At 71.3% G+C, this 20,291-nt stretch carries 21 protein-coding genes; 7 read left to right on the top strand and 14 right to left on the bottom strand.

Features of this window, described 5'->3' with window-relative positions:
• Positions 1-50: 50 nt before the first annotated feature.
• A complete protein-coding gene (locus tag ACF062_RS15040) occupies positions 51-1,682 on the bottom strand; it encodes an MFS transporter (RefSeq protein WP_392138285.1) in 1,632 nt (543 codons plus the stop codon).
• Between the two features lie 107 nt (positions 1,683-1,789).
• Positions 1,790-2,263: a MarR family winged helix-turn-helix transcriptional regulator gene (locus ACF062_RS15035; protein WP_392138283.1), complete on the bottom strand. Its 474-nt coding sequence runs from the start codon at positions 2,261-2,263 to the stop codon at positions 1,790-1,792.
• Between the two features lie 151 nt (positions 2,264-2,414).
• Here ACF062_RS15035 and ACF062_RS15030 point away from each other — a divergent pair, with 151 nt between their 5' ends.
• The gene (locus ACF062_RS15030; RefSeq protein WP_392138281.1) at positions 2,415-3,503 is read left to right on the top strand and encodes an NAD(P)-dependent alcohol dehydrogenase; all 1,089 of its coding nucleotides are present in this window, start codon (positions 2,415-2,417) and stop codon (positions 3,501-3,503) included.
• A 21-nt stretch (positions 3,504-3,524) separates the two neighbouring features.
• Here ACF062_RS15030 and ACF062_RS15025 read toward each other — a convergent pair whose 3' ends face one another.
• The 5 genes from ACF062_RS15025 to ACF062_RS15005 form a co-directional block, all read right to left on the bottom strand.
• Positions 3,525-3,773 carry an SCO4226 family nickel-binding protein gene (locus ACF062_RS15025; protein ID WP_223776439.1) on the bottom strand — a complete coding sequence of 83 codons (249 nt, stop codon included), beginning with the start codon at positions 3,771-3,773 and terminating at the stop codon, positions 3,525-3,527.
• A gap of 76 nt (positions 3,774-3,849) precedes the next feature.
• On the bottom strand, positions 3,850-4,593 hold the full coding sequence (locus ACF062_RS15020) for a Mut7-C RNAse domain-containing protein (RefSeq protein WP_392138279.1): 744 nt from the start codon (positions 4,591-4,593) through the stop codon (positions 3,850-3,852).
• Positions 4,594-4,641: 48 nt separating this feature from the next.
• Positions 4,642-5,283: a TetR/AcrR family transcriptional regulator gene (locus ACF062_RS15015; RefSeq protein WP_392138277.1), complete on the bottom strand. Its 642-nt coding sequence runs from the start codon at positions 5,281-5,283 to the stop codon at positions 4,642-4,644.
• A complete protein-coding gene (locus ACF062_RS15010; protein ID WP_392138275.1) occupies positions 5,280-5,690 on the bottom strand; it encodes a hypothetical protein in 411 nt (136 codons plus the stop codon). The genes ACF062_RS15015 and ACF062_RS15010 overlap by 4 nt, the downstream gene beginning before the upstream one ends.
• Before the next feature lie 191 nt (positions 5,691-5,881).
• A complete protein-coding gene (locus ACF062_RS15005) occupies positions 5,882-6,598 on the bottom strand; it encodes a hemolysin III family protein (RefSeq protein ID WP_392138274.1) in 717 nt (238 codons plus the stop codon).
• A 294-nt stretch (positions 6,599-6,892) separates the two neighbouring features.
• Between ACF062_RS15005 and ACF062_RS15000 the strand changes: the two genes are divergently transcribed.
• Positions 6,893-8,740 carry a phosphoenolpyruvate carboxykinase (GTP) gene (locus tag ACF062_RS15000; protein ID WP_392138272.1) on the top strand — a complete coding sequence of 616 codons (1,848 nt, stop codon included), beginning with the start codon at positions 6,893-6,895 and terminating at the stop codon, positions 8,738-8,740.
• Positions 8,741-8,876: 136 nt separating this feature from the next.
• Here ACF062_RS15000 and ACF062_RS14995 read toward each other — a convergent pair whose 3' ends face one another.
• Positions 8,877-9,287 carry a hypothetical protein gene (locus tag ACF062_RS14995; RefSeq protein WP_392138271.1) on the bottom strand — a complete coding sequence of 137 codons (411 nt, stop codon included), beginning with the start codon at positions 9,285-9,287 and terminating at the stop codon, positions 8,877-8,879.
• 89 nt (positions 9,288-9,376) lie between these two features.
• Entirely contained in the window at positions 9,377-10,588 is a 1,212-nt protein-coding gene (locus tag ACF062_RS14990; protein ID WP_392138269.1) for a pyridoxal phosphate-dependent aminotransferase, read from the bottom strand.
• 165 nt (positions 10,589-10,753) lie between these two features.
• On the opposite strand from ACF062_RS14990, the gene ACF062_RS14985 reads away from it, so the two are divergent.
• A complete protein-coding gene (locus ACF062_RS14985) occupies positions 10,754-11,605 on the top strand; it encodes a serine protease (protein ID WP_392138267.1) in 852 nt (283 codons plus the stop codon).
• A 244-nt stretch (positions 11,606-11,849) separates the two neighbouring features.
• Here the strand turns inward: ACF062_RS14985 and ACF062_RS14980 are convergent, their stop codons facing one another.
• The 3 genes from ACF062_RS14980 to ACF062_RS14970 all read right to left on the bottom strand — a co-directional run bounded on the left by ACF062_RS14980 (position 11,850) and on the right by ACF062_RS14970 (position 13,281).
• Positions 11,850-12,248 (bottom strand): DUF2267 domain-containing protein, encoded by a 399-nt coding sequence (locus ACF062_RS14980; RefSeq protein WP_392138265.1) that lies wholly within the window; start codon positions 12,246-12,248, stop codon positions 11,850-11,852.
• 94 nt (positions 12,249-12,342) lie between these two features.
• On the bottom strand, positions 12,343-12,765 hold the full coding sequence (locus ACF062_RS14975; protein WP_392138873.1) for an Hsp20/alpha crystallin family protein: 423 nt from the start codon (positions 12,763-12,765) through the stop codon (positions 12,343-12,345).
• Between the two features lie 138 nt (positions 12,766-12,903).
• The gene (locus ACF062_RS14970) at positions 12,904-13,281 is read right to left on the bottom strand and encodes a hypothetical protein (protein ID WP_320590096.1); all 378 of its coding nucleotides are present in this window, start codon (positions 13,279-13,281) and stop codon (positions 12,904-12,906) included.
• A 403-nt stretch (positions 13,282-13,684) separates the two neighbouring features.
• Between ACF062_RS14970 and ACF062_RS14965 the strand changes: the two genes are divergently transcribed.
• The 4 genes from ACF062_RS14965 (at position 13,685) to ACF062_RS14950 (ending at position 16,721) form a co-directional block, all read left to right on the top strand.
• Complete coding sequence (locus ACF062_RS14965; RefSeq protein ID WP_223776448.1) at positions 13,685-14,032, top strand: MerR family transcriptional regulator; 348 nt, start codon at positions 13,685-13,687, stop codon at positions 14,030-14,032.
• Positions 14,033-14,326: 294 nt separating this feature from the next.
• Positions 14,327-14,530 (top strand): cold-shock protein, encoded by a 204-nt coding sequence (locus tag ACF062_RS14960; protein WP_030788646.1) that lies wholly within the window; start codon positions 14,327-14,329, stop codon positions 14,528-14,530.
• A 280-nt stretch (positions 14,531-14,810) separates the two neighbouring features.
• Positions 14,811-16,331 carry a DEAD/DEAH box helicase gene (locus ACF062_RS14955; protein WP_392138262.1) on the top strand — a complete coding sequence of 507 codons (1,521 nt, stop codon included), beginning with the start codon at positions 14,811-14,813 and terminating at the stop codon, positions 16,329-16,331.
• A 96-nt stretch (positions 16,332-16,427) separates the two neighbouring features.
• Entirely contained in the window at positions 16,428-16,721 is a 294-nt protein-coding gene (locus ACF062_RS14950) for an SCO5918 family protein (RefSeq protein ID WP_356575255.1), read from the top strand.
• A 14-nt stretch (positions 16,722-16,735) separates the two neighbouring features.
• On the opposite strand, the gene ACF062_RS14945 is transcribed toward ACF062_RS14950, so the two are convergent.
• Both ACF062_RS14945 and ACF062_RS14940 read right to left on the bottom strand, forming a co-directional pair.
• On the bottom strand, positions 16,736-18,355 hold the full coding sequence (locus tag ACF062_RS14945) for an amidohydrolase family protein (RefSeq protein ID WP_392138260.1): 1,620 nt from the start codon (positions 18,353-18,355) through the stop codon (positions 16,736-16,738).
• A gap of 539 nt (positions 18,356-18,894) precedes the next feature.
• Positions 18,895-20,223 carry an amino acid deaminase gene (locus tag ACF062_RS14940; RefSeq protein ID WP_392138259.1) on the bottom strand — a complete coding sequence of 443 codons (1,329 nt, stop codon included), beginning with the start codon at positions 20,221-20,223 and terminating at the stop codon, positions 18,895-18,897.
• Positions 20,224-20,291: the final 68 nt, after the last annotated feature.

Below are 20,291 nucleotides of genomic sequence, written 5' to 3'. Positions count from 1 at the left end.
TGTCCGGGCACCCAACAGCCCCGGCCCACGCGCACGGCGCCGCGTCCCGCTCAGTGCTCGGCCGCGCCGCCCACCGCCCCGCGCCGCAACCCCACCGCCGCGAGCACGGCGCCCGCCACGCACAGCACGCCCGTGACGAGGGCCGCGGTGTGGACGCCGTTGATGAACGCCTGGCCGCTGCCCTCGGTCACCGCCGCCCGCAGAGGCGTCGGCATGTCGCCCGAGGCGGGCGAGATGCCCATCGCGACGGCGTCCTTGGCCTTGCCGAGGCCCTGCGCCACTGGTCCCGGCACACCCGCCGAGGTCAGCTCCCCGGTCAAGGTGGCGCCGACGCGGCTGCTGATCAGGGAGACGAGTACGGAGGTCCCGAGCGCGCCGCCGACCTGGAGCGCGGTGGCCTGGAGGCCGCCCGCCACCCCCGCGTCCTCGACGGGCGCGTTGCCCACGATCGCGTCGGAGGAGGCCGCCATCACCATGCCGACGCCGAGGCCGAGCGCGATGAACGGCGGCCACATCGCGGCGTACGAGGAGTGGACGCCCCAGCCGAGCACCCCGAAGGAGGCGGCGGCCTGGAGCACCATGCCGAGCGGCATCGACAGCCGGGCGCCGAACCGCTCGGTGAGCGCGGCGCCCAGCGGCGAGGCGACGACGGAGGCGAGACTCAGCGGCAGGGTGCGCACACCCGCCTCGACGGGCGTGTAGCCGCGCACGTTCTGCAGGTAGAGCATCACGAAGAAGATCACGCCGAGCAGCACGAAGAAGTTGACGGCGGTGATGATCGTGCCGATGGTCAACGCGGGGTTGCGGAAGAGCCGCATCGGCAGGAGAGGGTGGCCCCTGTCCGCGCCGGACCGGGCGTTCGGGGAGGGGCGGCCGAGGCGCGTCTCGTACCACCCGAAGGCCAGCAGGACGACGAACCCGGCCGCGAGCGTGCCCAGCGTGGTGCCCGAACTCCAGCCCCACGTCTCGCCCTTGACGACGCCGAAGACGACCACGAGCAGCCCGAGGGCGAGCAGGACGACACCGGGGATGTCGAAGCGGTGCCGGTCGGCGGCGTTCTTGCTCTGCGGCAGCACCAGCGCGCTGAAGACGAGCGCGATGACGCCGATGGGGGCGTTGATGTAGAAGACCGACTCCCAGCTGACGTGTTCGACGAGCAGCCCGCCGACGATGGGGCCGAGCGCCGTGGACACGGACGACACCATCGCCCAGATGCCCACCGCCATGCCGAACTTCTTCGGCGGGAACACCGCCCGCAGCAGGCCGAGCGTATTGGGCATCAGCAGCGCGCCGAAGAATCCCTGTACGGCGCGGAAGGCGATGACGCCCTCGATCGACCCGGCCAGGCCGATGGCGACCGAGGCGAGGGTGAAGCCGACGACACCGACCAGGTAGAACGTGCGCCGCCCGAAGCGGTCACCGAGTTTCCCGCCGAGGATCAGCGCGGCGGCCAGCGCCAGCAGGTACGCGTTGGTGACCCATTGCAGGTCGGAGGTGGAGGCGTGCAGGTCCCGGCCGATCTCCGGGTTGGCGATCGAGACGACCGAGCCGTCCAGACCGACCATGAACAGGCCGAACGCGACAGCGACGAGCGTCAGCCAGGGCCTGCCGCGGCGCCCCGCCGGAGCGGGTGGCGGGCCGGCTGCGGGCAGGGGTGAGTGGTCCACGAAAGTGGCGGGCATGGAGGTGCCTTGCTTCCTGGGAAAGGGGAGTGAGGTGCGGGGCGTACGGCCACATGACCGCACGCCTGGCCGGCCGCACGGCTACCGGCGCGGGTACGCCGAAGCCGTCAGAGGGCGGCCGGCTGGATGTGCCGGGCGAGGCCCCTGAGGGCGCCGAGGGCCGAGCCGATGGCGTCCAGGTCCCCGTCGGTGAGGGTGTGCAGCGCCTCGATGACGTACCCGTCCATGAGGCTCATGGCCTGGTCGAGCCTGCGCCGCGCCTCGGCGGTGAGGTGCAGCCGGGCGATCCGCTTGTCGGCCGGGTCCTGCCCGCGCTCCAGCAGCCCCTGCCCGGCGAGCTGGGTGACCAGGGCGCTCACGTTGTTCGGCTTCATCAGCAGCGCGTCGGCCGCCGCCCGTACGGTGACGCCGTCCCGCTCCCCGACGAGGCGCAGCAGCGCCAGTTGCCCCTCGGGCAGCCGGGGGTGCGGGAAGTCCTGGGCGAGACGCCGCTCCAGGGCCCGGTGCAGCGCGGGCAGGACGGAGGACATCGCTGAGGCGATGTCCTGGATGTCCTGCTCGGACGCGCTGGGGGTGGGCATGCCGACAGGGTACGTATGAGGGGATACCTATGTCAACATACCTAATGTGGGTTCGGCTGCGGACGGCCGGGTGCGAGGATGTGGCGGCGCGGGGAACTCCGCGCGCGGTGACATGAGTTGACAGTACGGGACCGACGACTCAGGGGTACTCATGCGCATGCAGGCAGCACTGGTGGAGACCCCCGGCGGGCCCTTCACCGTCCGGGACGTGGAGATCGAGGCGCCCCGGCCGGACGAGATCCTGGTCAGGATCGCCGCCGCGGGCATCTGCCACACCGACCTCAGCACCCGGCAGGTCTGGCCGCGCCTGCCCATGGTCTTCGGCCACGAGGGCGCCGGTGTCGTGGAAGCCGTCGGGGACGCGGTGACGACCGTCGCGCCGGGCGACCACGTCTGCCTCAGCTACCGCAGCTGCGGCGCGTGCGGCCAGTGCGCCGCCGGGTACCGCTCCTACTGCGAGGCGGGCATCGGCGCGCTCAACGCCGCGGGCGCGCGCCCCGACGGCAGCACCGGTCTCTCCCGTGGCGGGTCCCCGGTCTTCGGCAACTTCTTCGGGCAGTCGAGCTTCGCCACGTACGCCCTCGCCTACGAGAGCAACACCGTCAAGCTCCCCGTCGGCTTCCCTGCCGCCCTCGCCGCGCCGCTCGGCTGCGGCGTCCAGACCGGGGCGGGCACGGTCCTCAACGTCCTGCGGCCGCGGCCGGGCTCGGCCCTCGCCGTCTTCGGCGCCGGGGGCGTCGGGCTGAGCGCGGTCATGGCGGCCGTCGCCGAGGGCTGCCAGGTGATCGCTGTGGAACCCGTCGCGTCCCGGCGCGCGGTCGCCCTCGGGCTCGGCGCCGCCGCGGCCATCGACCCGGCGGCCGTCGACGACGTCGCGGCGGCCGTCCGGGACGTCACCGAAGGCGGGGCGCACCACGCGATCGACACCACGGGCCTGCCTGCCGTGGTATCGACGGCGACCGCGGCGCTGCGGGAGCGCGGGACGCTCGCGCTGGTCGGGATCGGCGCGCAGGCCGAGTTCGACATCATGACCGTGCTGACGAAGGGCCTGAGCATCCGTGGCGTGATCGAGGGGGACGCGGTGCCGTCCGAGTTCATCCCGCGCCTCATCGAACTGCACGGTCAGGGCCGCCTCCCGGTCGAGCGGCTCATCACGGAGTTCCCCTTCGCCGACATCGAGGCGGCGGCGCGGGCCGCGTCCTTTGGTGAGGTGATCAAGCCGGTGCTCACCTTCGGCTGAGCCGAGCCGCGGGCCGGCGGGTCAGACCATGAGCGGCACCGGGTGGATCTCGTCCGCGGCGTGCCCGGCCCGCTCGTGGATGCGCTGAACGGCGTCCGCGGACGGCGCCTCGGACAGGCAGAAGACGTCTCCGGACGCGGGGTCGGCCCACGCGTGCTCGAAGCTGACGCCCTCCTGGTCCTGAATCGCCAGGTCGGCGGCGTGGGCCTCCCTGAGCTGGTGGGCGGTGATGTCCTTCATGCCGTGATGGACATCCATGAACTTGGCCATCGGACTCACTCCTCGGCAGGCGTACGTGCCCCTCTTCCATGGTGCTCCCGCAGCCGTGCCGCCTCCACTCCGGCGGTCACGCCTGCGCGCCGACCGGCCCGCCGAACTCCGCCACCGCCTGCGCCACGATCGCCTCCAGACGGTCATGGTGGGCGCCGCGCCAGTACACGCGGGCGCACTCCCCGCACTGGGCGAAGACGTCGTACGTGCCGCGCGTGCCGCCCTCCAGGAGGTCCGCGACCTCCTCCTTGGTCGCCGTGCGGAGGGTGCCGTTGCAGGCGGTGCAGCGCGTCCAGGGGACCAGGAGCGGGGTGAAGCGGCCGAGGACGTCGCGGAGTTGGTCGTCGGGGCGGTCGCTGTAGACGTACGCGCCCGCCCACAGTTCCCGGCGCCGCAGCAGGCCCCGGTCGCGGCTCAGCAGGACGCGCCGCTCGGCCGCGGAGCGCGCGGCGAGGGCGGGGTCGCCGATGTCCGTGCTCTCGTACGCCGCGTCGACGCCGAGGAGACGCAACCGCCGTGCCAGCGTGCCGAGATGGACGTCGAGGAGGAAGCGGAGTGGGGCGCCGGGCACCCGCTGAGGGCGGGGCACCGCACGCACGGCGACGGTCTCGCCCGCCGCGGGGACGTGCCCGGGAGCGACCTTGCGGCCGTCCACCACGAGCGCGCCGACCTCCGTCAGGGGCACCCCGAGGGACTCGACCACGTGCCCGAGCGTGGACGCGCCGTCCGTAACGGCCTTGGTGGGGCCGCCCCTTCGCTCCTGCGGGACGAAGGTGGTGAGCTCGGGGTCGAAACTGACGAGGATCTCCGGACCGTTCATGCGGTCAGGATGGCATGCCGGGGGCGGCCGGGGCCCGGCCCGCCGTCCTCACCTGCCGCCGGTCTCCGCGAAGCCGCTCACCAGCATGTCCAGCGTGCGGTCCACGAGCGTGGCGAGGTCGTCCCGGTGGTCGCGCTCCGCCCAGTACGCGGCGGTCTCGGTGAGCGCGCCGATCAGGCCCATGGAGAAGGCCCGCACCTCCAGCTCGCCGGGGTCGCGCCCGGTGCGCTCGGCGATGACGCGGCAGAGGATGCCGCCGGTGACCGACATGCTCTCCAGCATCCGCGCCCGCACGGCGGGCACCTCGATCATCAGCTTCGTCCGCAGCCTGGAGATCTCCGGCTCTTCCGCGAGGCCGGGGCCCATGGCCCGGTGGAGCACCTGCCGCAGCGATTCGACGACCGGCTCCCCGGCGGGCCGTCGGCGCAGCTCGCTCTCCAGGAGCGGATCGAACTCGTCGGTGAGGACGATGTCCTCCTTGGTCGGGAAGTAGCGGAAGACCGTGGAGGGGGAGACCTCCGCCGCCTCGGCGATCTGCTCGACCGTCGTCGCCTCGTACCCCTGCTCGCGGATCAGCCGGTACGTCGCCTCGCGGATCGCGACGCGGGTCTTGAGCTTCTTCCGCTCGCGCAGCCCCAGCTGCGGGGCGGACGCGGGAAGGGAGGTGCGGGCGGCCGTCATGACGTTCATTCTCGGGCATCCGCCGGGGCCCTGCCCATGTCGTCCGGGTCCTGCCCCGGCCCGTCGCCCGCCTTCGGCGGCAGCGCGGCGACGAGCAGCGCCATCACCAGGGCGGCGACACCGCTGACCAGCAGTACGAGGCCCATGCCGTGGACGTACGCGGCGTCGGCGGAGTCGGTGAGGCGCGCACTGCCGAGGCGGTCGGCGACGGCGTGGGCGGCGACCACCGACTCCCCGGCGGCGTCACCGGCGGGCCTCGGCAGCCCGTCGGTGTCCAGCCCACGTGTGTAGGCGAAGGCCAGGAGCGAGCCGAGCAGCGCGATGCCGAGGGCGCTGCCCACCTGCCGTACGGTCATCATCAGCCCCGAGCCGGAGCCCGCGCGCTCCACGGGCAGCGCCCCGAGCGCCGAGTCCATGGACGGCACCGCAGCACGGCGAGGGCGAGCGGCCATGACGAGGGCGGCGCCCGCCCCCATGACGGCGCGCACTCGTCATGTCGAAGCCGAGCACCAGCATGCTCGCGACCAGGGCGGCCAGCGCCCGCGAAAAGGTGGCCGCGGCTCAAGAGCCGCGGCCACCTTGATGGCGGAAGGAGGGAGGGGTCGGATCACCCGTGGCGGTAGGCCACGAGCGAGATGCCGACGTAGTGCACGGCGAAGGCCGCCAGCGTCAGCGAGTGGAAGACCTCGTGGAAGCCGAAGAAGCGGGGGGAGGGGTTCGGCCGCTTGATGCCGTAGATGATGCCGCCCGCGCTGTAGAGCAGCCCGCCGACGACGACCAGGACGAGCACGGCGACGCCGCCCGTCCGCATGAAGTCGGGCAGGAAGAAGACGGCGGCCCAGCCCATCGCGATGTAGCACGGCGTGTAGAGCCAGCGCGGGGCGCCGACCCAGAAGACGCGGAAGGCGATGCCCGCGACGGCCGCGCCCCAGATGCCCCAGAGCAGCCACTGCCCCTTCGCGCCGGGGAGCAGCAGCATCGTCAGCGGGGTGTACGTGCCCGCGATGATCAGGAAGATGTTGGAGTGGTCGAGTCTGCGCAGGACGCGGTCGGCCCGCGGGCTCCAGTCGCCCCGGTGGTAGAGCGCGCTGACCCCGAAGAGGAGGCAGGCGGTGAGGGCGAAGATGCCGCAGGCGATCCGGCCGCGGGTGGAGTCGGCGAGCGCGGTCAGCACGAGCCCGGCCACGACCACCGCGGGGAACATTCCGGCGTGCAGCCAGCCGCGCATCTTCGGCTTCACGGGGAGCGGCATGTCCTGCGGGGACGGGACGAGGGAGGGGGCGCCCTCGGGTTCCGGGATCGCTTCGGAGACGGAGGCGGTCATGGTCGGCATCGTACCTACGGGCCCGTAAGTCGGGCATCAACCGGAGGGGGCGTCAACCGGAGCAGCGCCTGTCAGCAAAACGGGCGGAAATCCGCTCTCGTACCCGAAGCCGTACAAGTGGCGATCCTCACGCCGCTCAGGTGTGAGGTCCTCTGGACAGATGCGCGGCGGCGTCGGATGATCAAATGAGTGCGGTCGGCACCGGATGAGCGCCAGAGGATTCACACGTGAAGCGTCCGGGTCGCAGCCCCCACGGGGCATACATCCTCAAAAACCCCTCGATTAGGAGCAATCGTGGCGCGCGACATCGCGGCTCCCAGCACCGTCCCGACCAACACCGTCCCCACCCGTCACAAGGAGCTGGTCTCCTGGGTCAACGAGATCGCCGAACTGACCCAGCCGGACAGGGTGGTCTGGTGTGACGGCTCCGAGGCCGAGTACGAGCGCCTGTGCGAGGAGCTCGTCGCCAAGGGCACGTTCAAGAAGCTCGACCCGACCCTGCGCCCCAACTCCTACTACGCGGCCTCGGACCCGACCGACGTCGCGCGCGTGGAGGACCGCACCTTCATCTGCTCCGAGAAGGAGGAGGACGCGGGCCCGACCAACCACTGGAAGGCCCCCGCCGAGATGCGGGAGATCTTCCGGGGCACCGACGGCAAGGGCGGCGTCTTCCGCGGGTCGATGAAGGGCCGCACGATGTACGTCGTGCCCTTCTGCATGGGCCCGGTCGGCTCGCCGCTGTCCGCGATCGGCGTCGAGATCACCGACTCGGCGTACGTCGCCGTCTCCATGCGCACCATGACCCGGATGGGCCAGGCGGTCCTGGACGAGCTCGGCGAGGACGGCTTCTTCGTCAAGGCCGTTCACACGCTCGGCGCCCCGCTGGCCGAGGGCGAGGCCGACGTGCCGTGGCCCTGCAACTCCACCAAGTACATCTCGCACTTCCCCGAGGACCGCGAGATCTGGTCCTACGGCTCGGGCTACGGCGGCAACGCGCTGCTCGGCAAGAAGTGCTACGCCCTGCGCATCGCCTCCGTCATGGCGCGCGACGAGGGCTGGCTGGCCGAGCACATGCTGATCCTCAAGCTCACGCCCCCGCGCGGCGAGTCCAAGTACGTCGCCGCCGCGTTCCCCAGCGCCTGCGGCAAGACCAACCTCGCCATGCTGGAGCCCACGATCTCCGGCTGGACCGTCGAGACCATCGGCGACGACATCGCCTGGATGCGGTTCGGCGAGGACGGCCGCCTCTACGCGATCAACCCCGAGGCCGGCTTCTTCGGCGTCGCGCCCGGCACCGGCGAGCACACCAACGCCAACGCCATGAAGACGCTGTGGGGCAACTCCGTCTTCACCAACGTCGCGCTCACCGACGACGGCGACGTCTGGTGGGAGGGCATGACGGAGGAGACCCCGGCCCACCTGACGGACTGGAAGGGCAACGACTGGACCCCGGAGTCCGGCACCCCCGCGGCGCACCCCAACGCGCGCTTCACCACCCCGGCCGCCCAGTGCCCGATCATCGCGCCCGAGTGGGAGGACCCGAAGGGCGTGCCGATCTCGGCCATCCTCTTCGGCGGCCGCCGCGCGAGCGCGGTCCCGCTGGTGACCGAGTCCTTCGACTGGCAGCACGGCGTCTTCCTCGGCGCCAACGTCGCCTCCGAGAAGACCGCCGCCGCCGAGGGCAAGGTCGGCGAGCTGCGCCGCGACCCGTTCGCCATGCTGCCGTTCTGCGGCTACAACATGGGCGACTACATGGCGCACTGGATCGACGTGGCCAAGGACAAGGACCAGTCCAAGCTGCCGAAGATCTACTACGTGAACTGGTTCCGCAAGGACGAGAAGGGCCGCTTCGTGTGGCCGGGCTTCGGCGAGAACTCCCGCGTCCTGAAGTGGATCGTGGAGCGCCTGGACGGCAAGGCCGAGGGCGTCGAGACCCCCATCGGCATCCTGCCGACGGTCGACGCGCTCGACACCGAGGGCCTGGAGCTGGCCGACGCCGACCTGAAGTTCCTGCTCACGGTCGACAAGGAGGTCTGGCGCGACGAGGCCTCGCTGATCCCCGAGCACCTCAACACCTTCGGCGACCACACGCCCAAGGAGCTGTGGGACGAGTACCGCGCGCTGGTGGAGCGCCTGGGCTGACCCGGTCCGCACATCCCGGAGGGGCCCCGCACAACGGCGTGCGGGGCCCCTCCGCGTACGTACCCGGTGGCCCACGCCCGGGCGGTTTGCTGGTGGCACCCGGTCCGTGGCCTCCCCGGCCGCGGACCGGGGCCGATCAGGAGGCGCCGACCAGGCGCGTGGCGTCCGCGTGGGCGTCCATGCGCTCGGCGGCCAGGATGGCCGCCGCGGTGTCGGCGCGAGAGGCCGCCACGACCAGGGCGCGGCCCGCGAGGGCGTGGGCGCGCTGGTGCAGGGCGGTCAGATGCGGTTCGTGGATGGCGGTGGCGACCGACGAGCGCGCCGGCTGTGCGCCGCCCCTCAGTCGCGCCACCTCGGAGGCCAGCCGCTCGGCGGCGGCCTCCAGGTCGGCGGCGGGGGCGAGGGCGCGCAGCTCGTCGGTGACGGCGAGGAGCGCCGCGAGGTGCCCGGAGAGCTGGATGTCCAGCTCCTCCTCGCGGGAGCGGTGCGGGAAGTCCGCGTCGTCGGCCATCGAGTGGACCGACTTGGTGCGGATCGGCTCGTACATGGGTGGCCTCCAAGCGGTATGGGGACCATCCTACCTTAGATTTTGTCTAAAGTTGAGTCGCGTCCGGGGGGCCGGTGCGGGCGCCGGTGTCAGGGCTGGCTGTAGCCGTCGAGGAAGTTCCCGATCCGCCTGACCGCCTCCGCGAGGTCGGTCGCCGTAGGCAGTGTCACGACCCGGAAGTGGTCGGGCTCCGGCCAGTTGAAGCCGGTGCCGTGCACGACCATGATCTTCTCGGCGCGCAGCAGGTCGAGGACCATCTGCCGGTCGTCCTTGATCTTGAAGACCTTCGGGTCGAGCCGCGGGAAGAGATACAGCGACCCCTTCGGCTTCACGCAGCTCACACCGGGGATCTGCGTCAGCAGGTCGTACGCGGTGTCGCGCTGCTCCAGGAGCCGGCCGCCCGGCAGCACCAGGTCGTTGATCGTCTGGCGCCCGCTCAGCGCCGCGACGACGCCGTGCTGACCCGGCATGTTCGCGCACAGCCGCATGTTGGCGAGGATCGTCAGGCCCTCGATGTACGAGGAGGCGTGCGCCTTCGGGCCCGAGACCGCCATCCAGCCGACGCGGTAGCCCGCCACCCGGTACGCCTTCGACATGCCGTTGAAGGTGAGGGTCAGCAGGTCCGGGGCGATGGCGGCGGTCGGCGTGTGCGTGACGCCGTCGTAGAGGATCTTGTCGTAGATCTCGTCCGAGCAGACCAGGAGATTGTGGCGGCGCGCGATGTCGGTCAGACCGCGCAGCATGTCGTCGCTGTAGACGGCGCCGGTCGGGTTGTTCGGATTGATGATCACGATCGCCTTGGTGCGGTCGGTCACCTTGCGCTCGATGTCGGCGAGGTCCGGCATCCAGTCGGCCTGCTCGTCGCAGCGGTAGTGCACGGCGGTGCCGCCGGACAGGGAGACGGCCGCGGTCCACAAGGGGTAGTCGGGCGCCGGTACGAGGACCTCGTCGCCGTCGTCGAGCAGGCCCTGCATGGCCATCACGATCAGCTCGGAGACGCCGTTGCCGATGAAGACGTGCTCGACGTCGGTCTCGATGCCGAGGGTCTGGTTGTGCATGACCACCGCGCGGCGGGCGGCGAGCAGGCCCTTCGCGTCGCCGTAGCCGTGCGCGGAGCCGACGTTGCGGAGGACGTCCTCCAGAATCTCGGGCGGGCACTCGAAGCCGAAGGCGGCCGGATTGCCGGTGTTGAGCTTGAGGATGCGGTGGCCTGCCGCTTCGAGCCGCATCGCCTCCTCAAGGACGGGGCCCCGGATCTCGTAACAGACGTTGGCGAGCTTCGTCGACTGGATGACCTGCATGGCGGCGAGCTTACGGGGTGTTCCGGCGGCGGTTTGGCGAATATCGCCCCGAGCGCCCCCGCCGGGGGCGGTCTTGTTCTCGGGGGCGCGGACCCCAACAATGCGCATGACAACCCGAACGACCTTCGGTCACCCAGTCATCAGTCATCAGAGGGGACCCCCCACATGAACAAGCCTCTCGTCGGCGTGTGCCTCGCCGTTCTGCTGTGCGGAGCGACGGCAGCGCCCGCGACGGCCGCCGGTGCCGAACGGGCCGTGGCGCCCGCGGTCGCGGCCGTCGACCTCGCCGGGACGGTGGCGCTCGACAACTGTTCCGGCTCCGTCGTGCGCGTCCCCGGCTCGCAGCCCGGCGACCCCGCCCTCGTCCTGTCCAACGGCCACTGCCTGGAGAGCGGCTTCCCCGCCCCCGGCGAGGTCGTCGTCGACAAGCCCTCCTCGCGCCGCTTCACGCTCCTCGACGCCTCCGGCGGCAACCTCGCCACGCTCCGGGCGAGCAAGATCGCGTACGCCACCATGACCGACACGGACATGTCGCTCTACGAGCTCACCAGCACCTACCGCGACATCGAGAGCAAGTACGGGGTCAAGGCGCTGGAGCTGGACACGGCGCGGCCCGCGCAGGGCCGGGCGATCACGGTCGCCTCCGGCTTCTGGAAGAAGCTCTACAAGTGCGGCATCGACGGCTTCGCGCACCGCCTCAAGGAAGGCAGCTGGACCTGGAAGGACTCGGTCCGCTACACCCCCGACTGCAAGACGATCGGCGGCACCTCGGGCGCCCCGGTGATCGACGACGCCACCGGCAAGGTCGTCGCCGTCAACAACACCGGCAACGACCGCGGCGGCCGGTGCACGGACAACAACCCCTGCGAGGTCGACGAGACCGGCAAGGTCACCGTGCGCGAAGGCATCAACTACGGGCAGCAGACCTACACCCTCGTGCCCTGCGTCGGCACCGGCAACAAGATCGACCTCGGCCGGGCGGGCTGCACCCTGCCGAAGCCGGCCAGGGGCCGCTAGGGCCTGTCTGACCATGCCCGCCTGCCTCGCGACGCCATGCACGCACTCTCGCCGCGCCGGGCGCAGAGCCAAGTACATCCAGTACGAGGCCCTACGCCCGGCACGCCGAGAGCACGCACCTGACGCCGCGAGGCCGCCCTCCGGGCGACGACGGGAATGGTCAGACAGGCCCTAGACGCCGCCGCGGGTGCCGTCCCCGCACCCCGGGCCCCGGGATCCGGGAACGGCACCCGCGCGGCCCGCCTCAGGCCGCCTGCGCCAGCTCGGCCCTGCCGAACAGCAGGGCGTACCCCGGCGGCAGCCGGTCCAGCAGGCGGTCCACGAGCTCGCCGTCGACCGCCTGTGCCAAGGCGGTGAGGACGGAGCTGACGTCCCATCGGGCGGTGGCCGGCGTGGCGCCCTCCAGGCGCAGCGCCACGCTCTCGACGAACTCAGGTGCTGTGAGCCGCCGTGTCACGGGCACCTGGTCCGCGATCACCCTCGCCGCCTCGACCGGCAGCTGGGCCGCCAGGTCGACGCGTTCGTCCCCGACGACATGGCCGCCGAGGGCGGACAGGACGGTGCGCGTCACGCGCTCCGCCTCCGCGGCGGTGGCGTACTGCCCGGATTCCCTTACCGCCTCGATGAGTTCGCTCCATCTCATCGTGCGTTCTCCTCCGTCTTCTCTTGTGGACCTTCGGTTGTCGACCTTCTCTTGTCGACCGGCCGCGCTCACCACGCGGCCGTCTCTCGCATGGTCAGCCGCTGATCTGCCGGCGTCCGCTGTCGCCGCCGCTGATCTGGATCTTGCGCGGCTTGGCCTGCTCGGCCACCGGGATCCGCAGCGTCAGGACGCCCGCTTCGTACGAGGCCTCGATCCGCTCGGTGTCCAGGGTGTCGCCGAGGAACAGCTGGCGGGAGAAGGTGCCGGTGGGGCGCTCGCCCGCGATCAGCTCCACGCCCTCGGGGGCGGGGGAGCGGCGCTCGGCACGGACGTTCAGTACGTGGCGTTCCACGTCCAGGTCGATCGACTCGGGGTCGACGCCCGGCAGATCGAAGTGGACGACGAACTCGTCGCCCTGCCGGTAGGCGTCCATCTGCATCCCTGCGGGACGGGCGTTGTTGAAGACCTGCTGGGCGAGGCGGTCGACCTCACGGAACGGGTCGGTACGCATGAGCATCACGGGTCACTCCCTTCGTCAGGTGCTGGGTGCGATGCCCTACGGATTTCTATATAGCTCGAAGGAGAAAAATTGACAAGGCCGGACTCAGGTCCGGTTCCGGGCAGAGCGCGGAACCGGACCCGGGCCCGGCGCGGGTCAGTGGTCGGAGTAGCTGAGGTCGCCCACGCTCCAGGCGCTCACGTCCTGGAGGGCGATGCGGTACATCCCGCCCGTCTCCGGCAGGCCCAGGGTGCCCTGGAGGATCCGGGCCAGGTGGAAGTGGAGGTGGGTGGGGGGCGTGGTGTCCCGCGGCGGGTCGTCGGGTGCCTCGTCGGTCTCGAATACGGAGGCGAACGGGCCCAGCTGGGCGGAGTCCTTCAGGACTTCGGCGACACGCCGCCGCCACAGGGCTTCAGGGGCCAGCCGTCCGGTGATGACGGCACCGGCCACGACCACGGTGAGGGACATCTGATTGCTGTGCTCGGACTCCACCAGGGTGGCGATGTCTACGAGCAGTTCGTCAGGCTTCGACATGACTGGTGAGCCTACCGACGACAGGGGGCGCGTGGGTCCTTGGATCCCTCCTCCTCCGCTCCCGAAAATCTATCGCGACGGAAGTAGACATGCGTAACCGCCGTTGTTAGAGTTCTTGGTGTAGTCAAAGACGTTGGAAGCCGTTACAGGCAAGGAAGTGCAAGAAGGGAGTGGGACGCCATCAGGATCGCCCGGACGAGGCACGGCATCGCCCGGGTACCGCAGGCCCCGGATTGGAAGGTGGTCCCCGGTCACGCATTCACGATCCCCGCACCCCCGCTCAGCAGGGCGGCCGTGCGGTCACAGAGAGCCGGCACACAGGGCCGGTAGATGGTGTTGAAACCCCTCGGGGCCTGGTGCCGTACGGCACCAGGCCCCTCGACGCGTTCCAGAAAAGGTGCAAATGCCCCCAGAGACCCTCACGCAAGGCCCCGATCGGTTCGATGACGACGACTATCCCGCCTACACGATGGGCCGGGCCGCCGAGATGATCGGCGCCACGCCCGGCTTCCTCCGGGCCGTCGGCGACGCCCGCCTGATCACTCCGCTGCGCTCCGAGGGCGGCCACCGCCGCTACTCGCGCTACCAGCTGCGCATCGCCGCGCGCGCCCGCGAGCTCGTGGACCAGGGCACGCCGATCGAGGCGGCCTGCCGGATCGTCATCCTCGAGGACCAGCTCGAAGAGGCCCAGCGCATCAACGAGCAGCTGCGCGGAACCCGTGCCAGGCCTGAGGAGGCGCCGTCGTCCTGAGGGCGCCGTCGTCGGATATCTGTGACGGCAAATGCAGAATTTCGCGTGATGCGCGATGAGGGTTTATCCGCCGACCGGCGGAGCGGTAAGGAAAACCCTGCGCCGTCGGCGAGGGCGTGCTACTGTCGATATCAGTTGCAGTTGTGGTTCCCAGAGACTTCAAGTGCTCAGTCGGCGTTATGTGTCGGCGGGGCACTTTGTATTGCCGGGTCATTCCGGACGGGGTAATCATCGCGGCGACGCGGAGTTCACACAGTGTGAATTCCACGGGCACTGCCCCGAAGGAGATATGACATGGCTACTGGCACCGTGAAGTGGTTCAACGCGGAAAAGGGCTTCGGCTTCATCGAGCAGGAGGGCGGCGGCGCCGACGTCTTCGCTCACTACTCGAACATCGCCACCCAGGGCTTCCGTGAGCTCCAGGAGGGCCAGAAGGTGACCTTCGACGTCACGCAGGGCCAGAAGGGCCCGCAGGCCGAGAACATCGTTCCCGCCTGACGCTGACGCGCACTTCGTAGCTGGGGCCCGCACCTTGGGTGCGGGCCCCGGCTCGTTTTGTTTCCGGGAAATGAACGCATTTCCCCTGTGATCCGACGTGACGACGACAGTCCGGTGAATCCACCCGGGGTCCGTCCGTCTCTTTTGACCGGCCGGTCACGGAATATTCCGGCGGCCGGGTTTTTGTTTCTTTCCCCCCCGGCCGTTCCTGCAATTCTGGGCACTGGAGTCAGTGCTGCCAAGAATTCCTCGATACGCGCCGCATCGAGGAAGGTTCTTCATGAACCGCTCAACTCGCACGAACGGCCGACACGCGGGTGGCCCCCGCTCCTCCGGCGGCTTCCGCGCCCCGGAGGGCTCCCGCTCCGGCGGCGGCCCCCGGCCCGGCGGCTCCCGCTCGGCCGGCCGCCCCTACTCCAAGGGACCCTCCCGCCGCCCGGCCGCGCTCCAGGGAGAGTTCGCCCTCCCGGTCACGGTCACCCCGGCCCTGCCGCCCGTCGAGGACTTCGCCGCGCTCGGCCTGCCGAACGGCGTCGTGGAAACCCTGACCCGTCTCGGAGTCACCGAGCCCTTCCCGATCCAGGCGGCCACGCTGCCGAACTCCCTCGCGGGCCGCGACGTCCTCGGCCGCGGGCGCACCGGATCCGGCAAGACCCTCGCCTTCGGCCTCGCCGTACTGGCCCGCACCGCCGGGCAGCGCGCCGAACCGCGCAGCCCCCTCGCCCTGATCCTCGTACCCACCCGCGAGCTCGCCCAGCAGGTGACCGACGCCCTCACCCCGTACGCCAAGGCGGTGCGGCTGCGCATGGCCACGGTGGTCGGCGGCATGTCGATCGGACGGCAGGCAGGCGCCCTGCGCGCCGGCGCCGAGGTCGTCGTCGCGACACCCGGACGGCTCAAGGACCTCATCGAGCGGCGCGACTGCCGGCTCGACCAGGTCGCCATCACCGTCCTCGACGAGGCCGACCAGATGGCCGACATGGGCTTCCTGCCGCAGGTCACCGAACTCCTCGACCAGGTAAGGGCCGGCGGCCAGCGAATGCTGTTCTCCGCCACCCTGGACCGCAACGTCGACCTCCTCGTCCGCCGCTACCTCAGCGACCCGGTCGTCCACTCGGTCGACCCCTCGGCCGGTGCGGTCACCACGATGGAACACCACGTGCTGCACATCCACGGCGGCGACAAGTACGCCGCCACCACGGAGATCGCCGCCCGCGACGGACGCGTGATCCTCTTCCTGGACACCAAGCACGGAGTCGACAAGCTCACCACGCACCTGCTCCAGAGCGGGGTACGGGCCGCCGCCCTGCACGGCGGCAAGTCGCAGCCCCAACGCACGCGCACCCTCGCCCAGTTCAAGTCCGGTCAGGTCACAGCGCTCGTCGCCACCAACGTCGCGGCGCGCGGCATCCACGTCGACGACCTCGATCTCGTCGTCAACGTCGACCCGCCCGCCGACCACAAGGACTACCTCCACCGCGGTGGCCGTACCGCCCGCGCCGGTGGCTCCGGCAGCGTCGTCACGCTCGTCACCTCCGCGCAGCGGCGCGACATGAGCCGTCTGATGGCCGCCGCCGGGATCACGCCGCAGACCGCGCAGGTGCGCTCCGGCGAGGCCGAACTGACCCGCATCACCGGGGCCAAGGCCCCCTCCGGCGTACCGGTGACCATCGCCGCCCCGCCGAAGGAGAACTCCCGCCGCGGCGCGCCCGCCCGTGGCCGTCGTCCCCGCGACGGCCGGGCCCGCCGTGCCTACGCGGCCCGTACGCAGGGCGGCGAGGGGCAGGGTACGGCAGCCTGAGGGTGAGCGGCTCTGTTCGCTTCTCGCCTCTGCTCTCGTCTCCCGTTCCCGTCTCGTCGTCTCGTCCCGTTCCTCTCCCGCTCCTTGTGAGGCACCATGCGCTGTGTCATCGCCCGCTTCCCCTTCGACCTGTTCAAGAGTGAGGTCGAGCAGGCCATGAAGGGCGTCAAGCCCGAACCCGTCACCGGCGAGTCCGTGATCATCGGCCGCCGCCACTACCCCGTCAAGCAGGTCGGGGAAGTCATCACGCGTCAGGACCGCCGCGACTTCTCGGCGCAGGAGGTGACCCGGGCGCTCAGCGGCCTCGGCTTCACCTGCCGTGCCGCGCCCGCGCCCGAGCCCGTCGTCACCGAGCCGGCGCCGCAGGCCTGGCCGACGTCCCTCGTCTAGCCCCGGCGGCCGGTTCAGGGAGCCCGGCGTACGGCGCGTCCCGCGAGGACGTCCGTGCGCCGGCCGTCCCGCATCACGAACCGGCCGTCGATCAGGACATGCGGGATACCGGTGGGCAGCGTGCGGGGCGCCTCGAAGGTGGAGCCCGCCGCGACGGTCTCCGGGTCGAACAGGACCAGATCGGCGCGGTATCCCTCACGTACGACACCCCGGTCGGGCAGCCGCAGCCGGGCCGCAGGGCGTGAGGTGAGGTGTGCGACGGTCTCCTCCAGGGACAGCACGCCCAACTCCCGCGCGTAGCGCCCCAGATACTGCGGGAACGTGCCGTACGCGCGCGGATGCGGTTTGAAGCCCTGAAGGATGCCGTCGCTGCCGCCCGTGTGCACGCGGTGGCGCATGATCGCCCGGACGTTCTCCTCGTGGCCCACGTGCTGGAGGATCGTCGAGCCGAGGCGGTCGTCGATGAGCAGGCGCCGGGCGGTGACCCATGGCTCCTCGCCGCGCTGGGCCGCGGAGTGGGCGATCGTCTTGCCGACGCAGGAGGCGAGCCCCGGGTCGGAGACACCGGAGATCTCGATGGTGTCCCACTCGATGGGTACGCCGTGACAGCCGTCGGCGCCGATGACCTCCATGTGGTGGCGGATCTTCTCGGCGGTCGCGTCGTCCCGGAGCCGCGCGAGTATCGCCTCCGGCCCGCCCTCGCTCGCCCAGCTCGGCAGCATCGCCACGAGCGTCGTGCAGCCGGGGGTGTAGGGGTACGTGTCGAGGGTGATGTCCGCGCCCCGCGCGAGCGCGTCGTCGAGGAGAGCCAGCAGATCCGGGGCCTTGCCCTTGTTCACGCCGAAGTTCATCGTCGCGTGGGCGAGGTGCAGGGGACAGCCCGCGGTGCGGGTGAGGTTCACCATCTCCTCGTACGCCTGGAGGGCACCGGCGCCGTAGCTGCGGTGGTGCGGGCAGTAGTAGCCGCCGTGGGCGGCGACGACCCCGCAGAGTTCCGTGAGCTCGGAGTCGTCGGCGTACATGCCGGGGGTGTAGGTGAGCCCCGACGACATGCCGACGGCGCCTTCGCTCATGCCGTCGGCGACGAGCTGCTTCATGCGGTCCAGCTCGGTGGGGGTGGCGGGGCGGTCGTCCCAGCCCATCGCGTACATGCGGACGGTGCCCTGAGGGATGAGATACGCGGCGTTCACGGCGATGCCGTGGCCGCCGTGCGAGCGGTCCAGGCGGTCCAGGTACTCGCCGACCGTGCGCCAGTCGAAGTCGATGTCGCCGCCGTCGCCGTTCCAGCCGGTGATGGCCTGGCGGACCTGGGCCAGCGTGCGGTCGTCGACGGGGGCGTAACTCAGGCCGTCCTGGCCGATGACCTCCAGGGTGACGCCCTGGGCCGCCTTCGCGGTGTGCGCGGGGTCGCGGAGCAGGGCGAGGTCGCTGTGGGCGTGCATGTCGATGAAACCCGGGGCGAGTGCGAGGCCGTCGGCGTCCAGGGTCTTCGCGGCGGTGGGGCGTGGGCCGCCGCCGGTCTCGTCCTGCCGGTGGATCTCGGTGATCCTGCCCTCGTGTACGGCGATGTCGGCTCGGTAGGAGGCATGTCCGGTGCCGTCGATGACGCGGGCGTCTCGGATCACCAGGTCCATGGGGGGCCTCTCTCGGTTGTCGTGGGTTTCCGTCGGCCTTCGGCCGGATTGCTTTCCCACCCGCCTGCCCGTGTGGGTTCGTTGGTGGGTGCGGGTGGCTCCCGTGGGGGGCGGGGTTGTTTGGCGGGTGCTGGGCGTGGGTGTTCTTCACGGCCTTCGGCCGGATTGGTCCCACCCGCCCGCCCGTGCGGGTTCGTTGGCGGGTGCGGGTGGCCCCGGTGGGGGCCGGGGTTGCTTGGCGGGTGCTGGGCGTGGGTGTACTTCCCGGCCTTCGGCCGGATTGGTCCCACCCGCCCACCCGTGCGGGTGCGTTGGCGGGTGCGGGTGGCCCCTGTGGGGGCCGGGCGCCGTCGGCGGCTGGCGGCGCCAGTCGCCCGTCGCGGAGCGGCGGTTTAGGGGATGGCCGCCGGGGTTCGGGTGGGTGGGTGGGAGACGTCCGTCGCGGAGCGGCGGGCTGGGGGATGGCCGCCGGGTTTCGGGCGGGTGGGTGGGAGAGGAGCCACGGGGAGGGGATACCGCCGGGTTCCCCTCACCGCCTCTCAGAAGAACGTACGGATGTAGTCCGTGACCGTCCCGTCCGCCTCCACCAGAGGAATCAGCTGCCACTTGTCGAACGCCGTGCACGGGTGCGAAAGCCCCATCCCCAGCCAGTCCCCCACGGCCAGCTCCGCCTCCGGCCCCGTCCGCACCCACCCGTGCTGATCGGACAGCCCCGTCACCGTGACCCCGGCCGCCACCCGCTCCACGCCACCGCGCCGCACGACCTGCGCCTCGGGCAGATCCAGGTCGTACGCCGCATCCCGCTTCCCCGCGTTGACGAACGCCTGCTCGGCGGACGGCTTCGACACCACCTGCGCCCACAGCCGGAGAGCCGGTTCGAGCGCACCCTCCTGCGGGACGCGGTTGAAGGGCGTGAGGTTCCGGTAGTGACCATCGTCATGGGAGACGTACGCTCCCGAGCGCAGCAACTTCAGTACCGGCACGGACAGTTCGGGAAGCTCCGCGAAGACCGACGCCACCGCGTCGAACCACGCGCTGCCGCCCGCGCTGACCACGACCTCCGGCAGATCCGCGAACCGCCCCGCCTTGTCCAGCTCGACGGCCAGCGCGGTCAGCCGCCGCAGCCACGCCGTGACCCGCTCCGTGGTGGCCTGCGGCACCTCGCCCTCGTACCCGGCGACGCCCACGAGCCGCAGCGTGTCCGCGCCCGCGACGGCGTTGGCGATCTCGAAGCACTCGGCCTCGGTCCGTACGCCGGTCCGCGCCTCGTCACCGGCGGCCAGTTCCAGCACGACGTCGACGGGCCGGCTCGCGCCCGCCTGGCTGAGCGCGGCGTGCATCAGCTCGACGCCGCGTACGGAGTCGACGTAACAGATGAAGCGGAAGGACGGGTCGGCGTCCAGCTCGGCGGCGACCATGCGCAGCGCCGCCGCGTCGACCAGCTCGTTCGCGAGGAAGATCCGCGAGGTGCCGAACGCCCGCGCCACGCGCACCTGATGGGGCACCGCCAGCGTGATGCCCCACGCCCCGCGCTCCATCTGCCGGGCGAAGATCTGCGGTGCCATCGACGTCTTGCCGTGCGGCGCGAAGGTCAGGCCGTGCCGCTCGGCGTACGTCTCCATGAGCGCGAGGTTGTGCTCAAGGCGCTCGGCGGAGAGGGCGAGCACGGGGGTGGTGAAGCCGCCGGTGAAGAGGTTCCTGCGCTGGGCCGCGAGCTCGCCGACCGTCAGCCCGTCGGCGTCCGGGGGGAGGCCCTTGAAGCGGTGGTCGACCCGCTCGTCCGCAAGCGCGGCCAGCGGATCGCCAGCCGGCGGACCGGTGGTCGATGCGTCCGAGGAACGGTCGGCGGCGGGGTTGTCGGCGGCCATGGGCGCCTCCTCCAGTGGTGCGTTGCAGCATCTGCAACAGTCATTGCGTATGTCGCTGACTGCTGTCT

Source organism: Streptomyces sp. NPDC015345 (assembly GCF_043078805.1).
GTDB lineage: Bacteria > Actinomycetota > Actinomycetes > Streptomycetales > Streptomycetaceae > Streptomyces.
The sequence above is the reverse complement of the archived record's forward strand: the minus strand, read 5'-3'. Positions and strand labels throughout refer to the sequence as shown.

Excerpts from the sequence above, each read along its gene's own strand:
- ACF062_RS15040 (WP_392138285.1), bottom strand. The coding sequence starts at position 1,682 with ATGCCCGCCACTTTCGTGGACCACTCACCCCTGCCCGCAGCCGGCCCG.
- ACF062_RS15035 (WP_392138283.1), bottom strand. The coding sequence starts at position 2,263 with ATGCCCACCCCCAGCGCGTCCGAGCAGGACATCCAGGACATCGCCTCA.
- ACF062_RS15030 (WP_392138281.1), top strand. The coding sequence starts at position 2,415 with ATGCGCATGCAGGCAGCACTGGTGGAGACCCCCGGCGGGCCCTTCACC.
- ACF062_RS15025 (WP_223776439.1), bottom strand. The coding sequence starts at position 3,773 with ATGGCCAAGTTCATGGATGTCCATCACGGCATGAAGGACATCACCGCC.
- ACF062_RS15020 (WP_392138279.1), bottom strand. The coding sequence starts at position 4,593 with ATGAACGGTCCGGAGATCCTCGTCAGTTTCGACCCCGAGCTCACCACC.
- ACF062_RS15015 (WP_392138277.1), bottom strand. The coding sequence starts at position 5,283 with ATGAACGTCATGACGGCCGCCCGCACCTCCCTTCCCGCGTCCGCCCCG.
- ACF062_RS15010 (WP_392138275.1), bottom strand. The coding sequence starts at position 5,690 with ATGGACTCGGCGCTCGGGGCGCTGCCCGTGGAGCGCGCGGGCTCCGGC.
- ACF062_RS15005 (WP_392138274.1), bottom strand. The coding sequence starts at position 6,598 with ATGACCGCCTCCGTCTCCGAAGCGATCCCGGAACCCGAGGGCGCCCCC.
- ACF062_RS14995 (WP_392138271.1), bottom strand. The coding sequence starts at position 9,287 with ATGTACGAGCCGATCCGCACCAAGTCGGTCCACTCGATGGCCGACGAC.
- ACF062_RS14990 (WP_392138269.1), bottom strand. The coding sequence starts at position 10,588 with ATGCAGGTCATCCAGTCGACGAAGCTCGCCAACGTCTGTTACGAGATC.
- ACF062_RS14985 (WP_392138267.1), top strand. The coding sequence starts at position 10,754 with ATGAACAAGCCTCTCGTCGGCGTGTGCCTCGCCGTTCTGCTGTGCGGA.
- ACF062_RS14980 (WP_392138265.1), bottom strand. The coding sequence starts at position 12,248 with ATGAGATGGAGCGAACTCATCGAGGCGGTAAGGGAATCCGGGCAGTAC.
- ACF062_RS14975 (WP_392138873.1), bottom strand. The coding sequence starts at position 12,765 with ATGCTCATGCGTACCGACCCGTTCCGTGAGGTCGACCGCCTCGCCCAG.
- ACF062_RS14970 (WP_320590096.1), bottom strand. The coding sequence starts at position 13,281 with ATGTCGAAGCCTGACGAACTGCTCGTAGACATCGCCACCCTGGTGGAG.
- ACF062_RS14965 (WP_223776448.1), top strand. The coding sequence starts at position 13,685 with ATGCCCCCAGAGACCCTCACGCAAGGCCCCGATCGGTTCGATGACGAC.
- ACF062_RS14960 (WP_030788646.1), top strand. The coding sequence starts at position 14,327 with ATGGCTACTGGCACCGTGAAGTGGTTCAACGCGGAAAAGGGCTTCGGC.
- ACF062_RS14955 (WP_392138262.1), top strand. The coding sequence starts at position 14,811 with ATGAACCGCTCAACTCGCACGAACGGCCGACACGCGGGTGGCCCCCGC.
- ACF062_RS14950 (WP_356575255.1), top strand. The coding sequence starts at position 16,428 with ATGCGCTGTGTCATCGCCCGCTTCCCCTTCGACCTGTTCAAGAGTGAG.
- ACF062_RS14945 (WP_392138260.1), bottom strand. The coding sequence starts at position 18,355 with ATGGACCTGGTGATCCGAGACGCCCGCGTCATCGACGGCACCGGACAT.
- ACF062_RS14940 (WP_392138259.1), bottom strand. The coding sequence starts at position 20,223 with ATGGCCGCCGACAACCCCGCCGCCGACCGTTCCTCGGACGCATCGACC.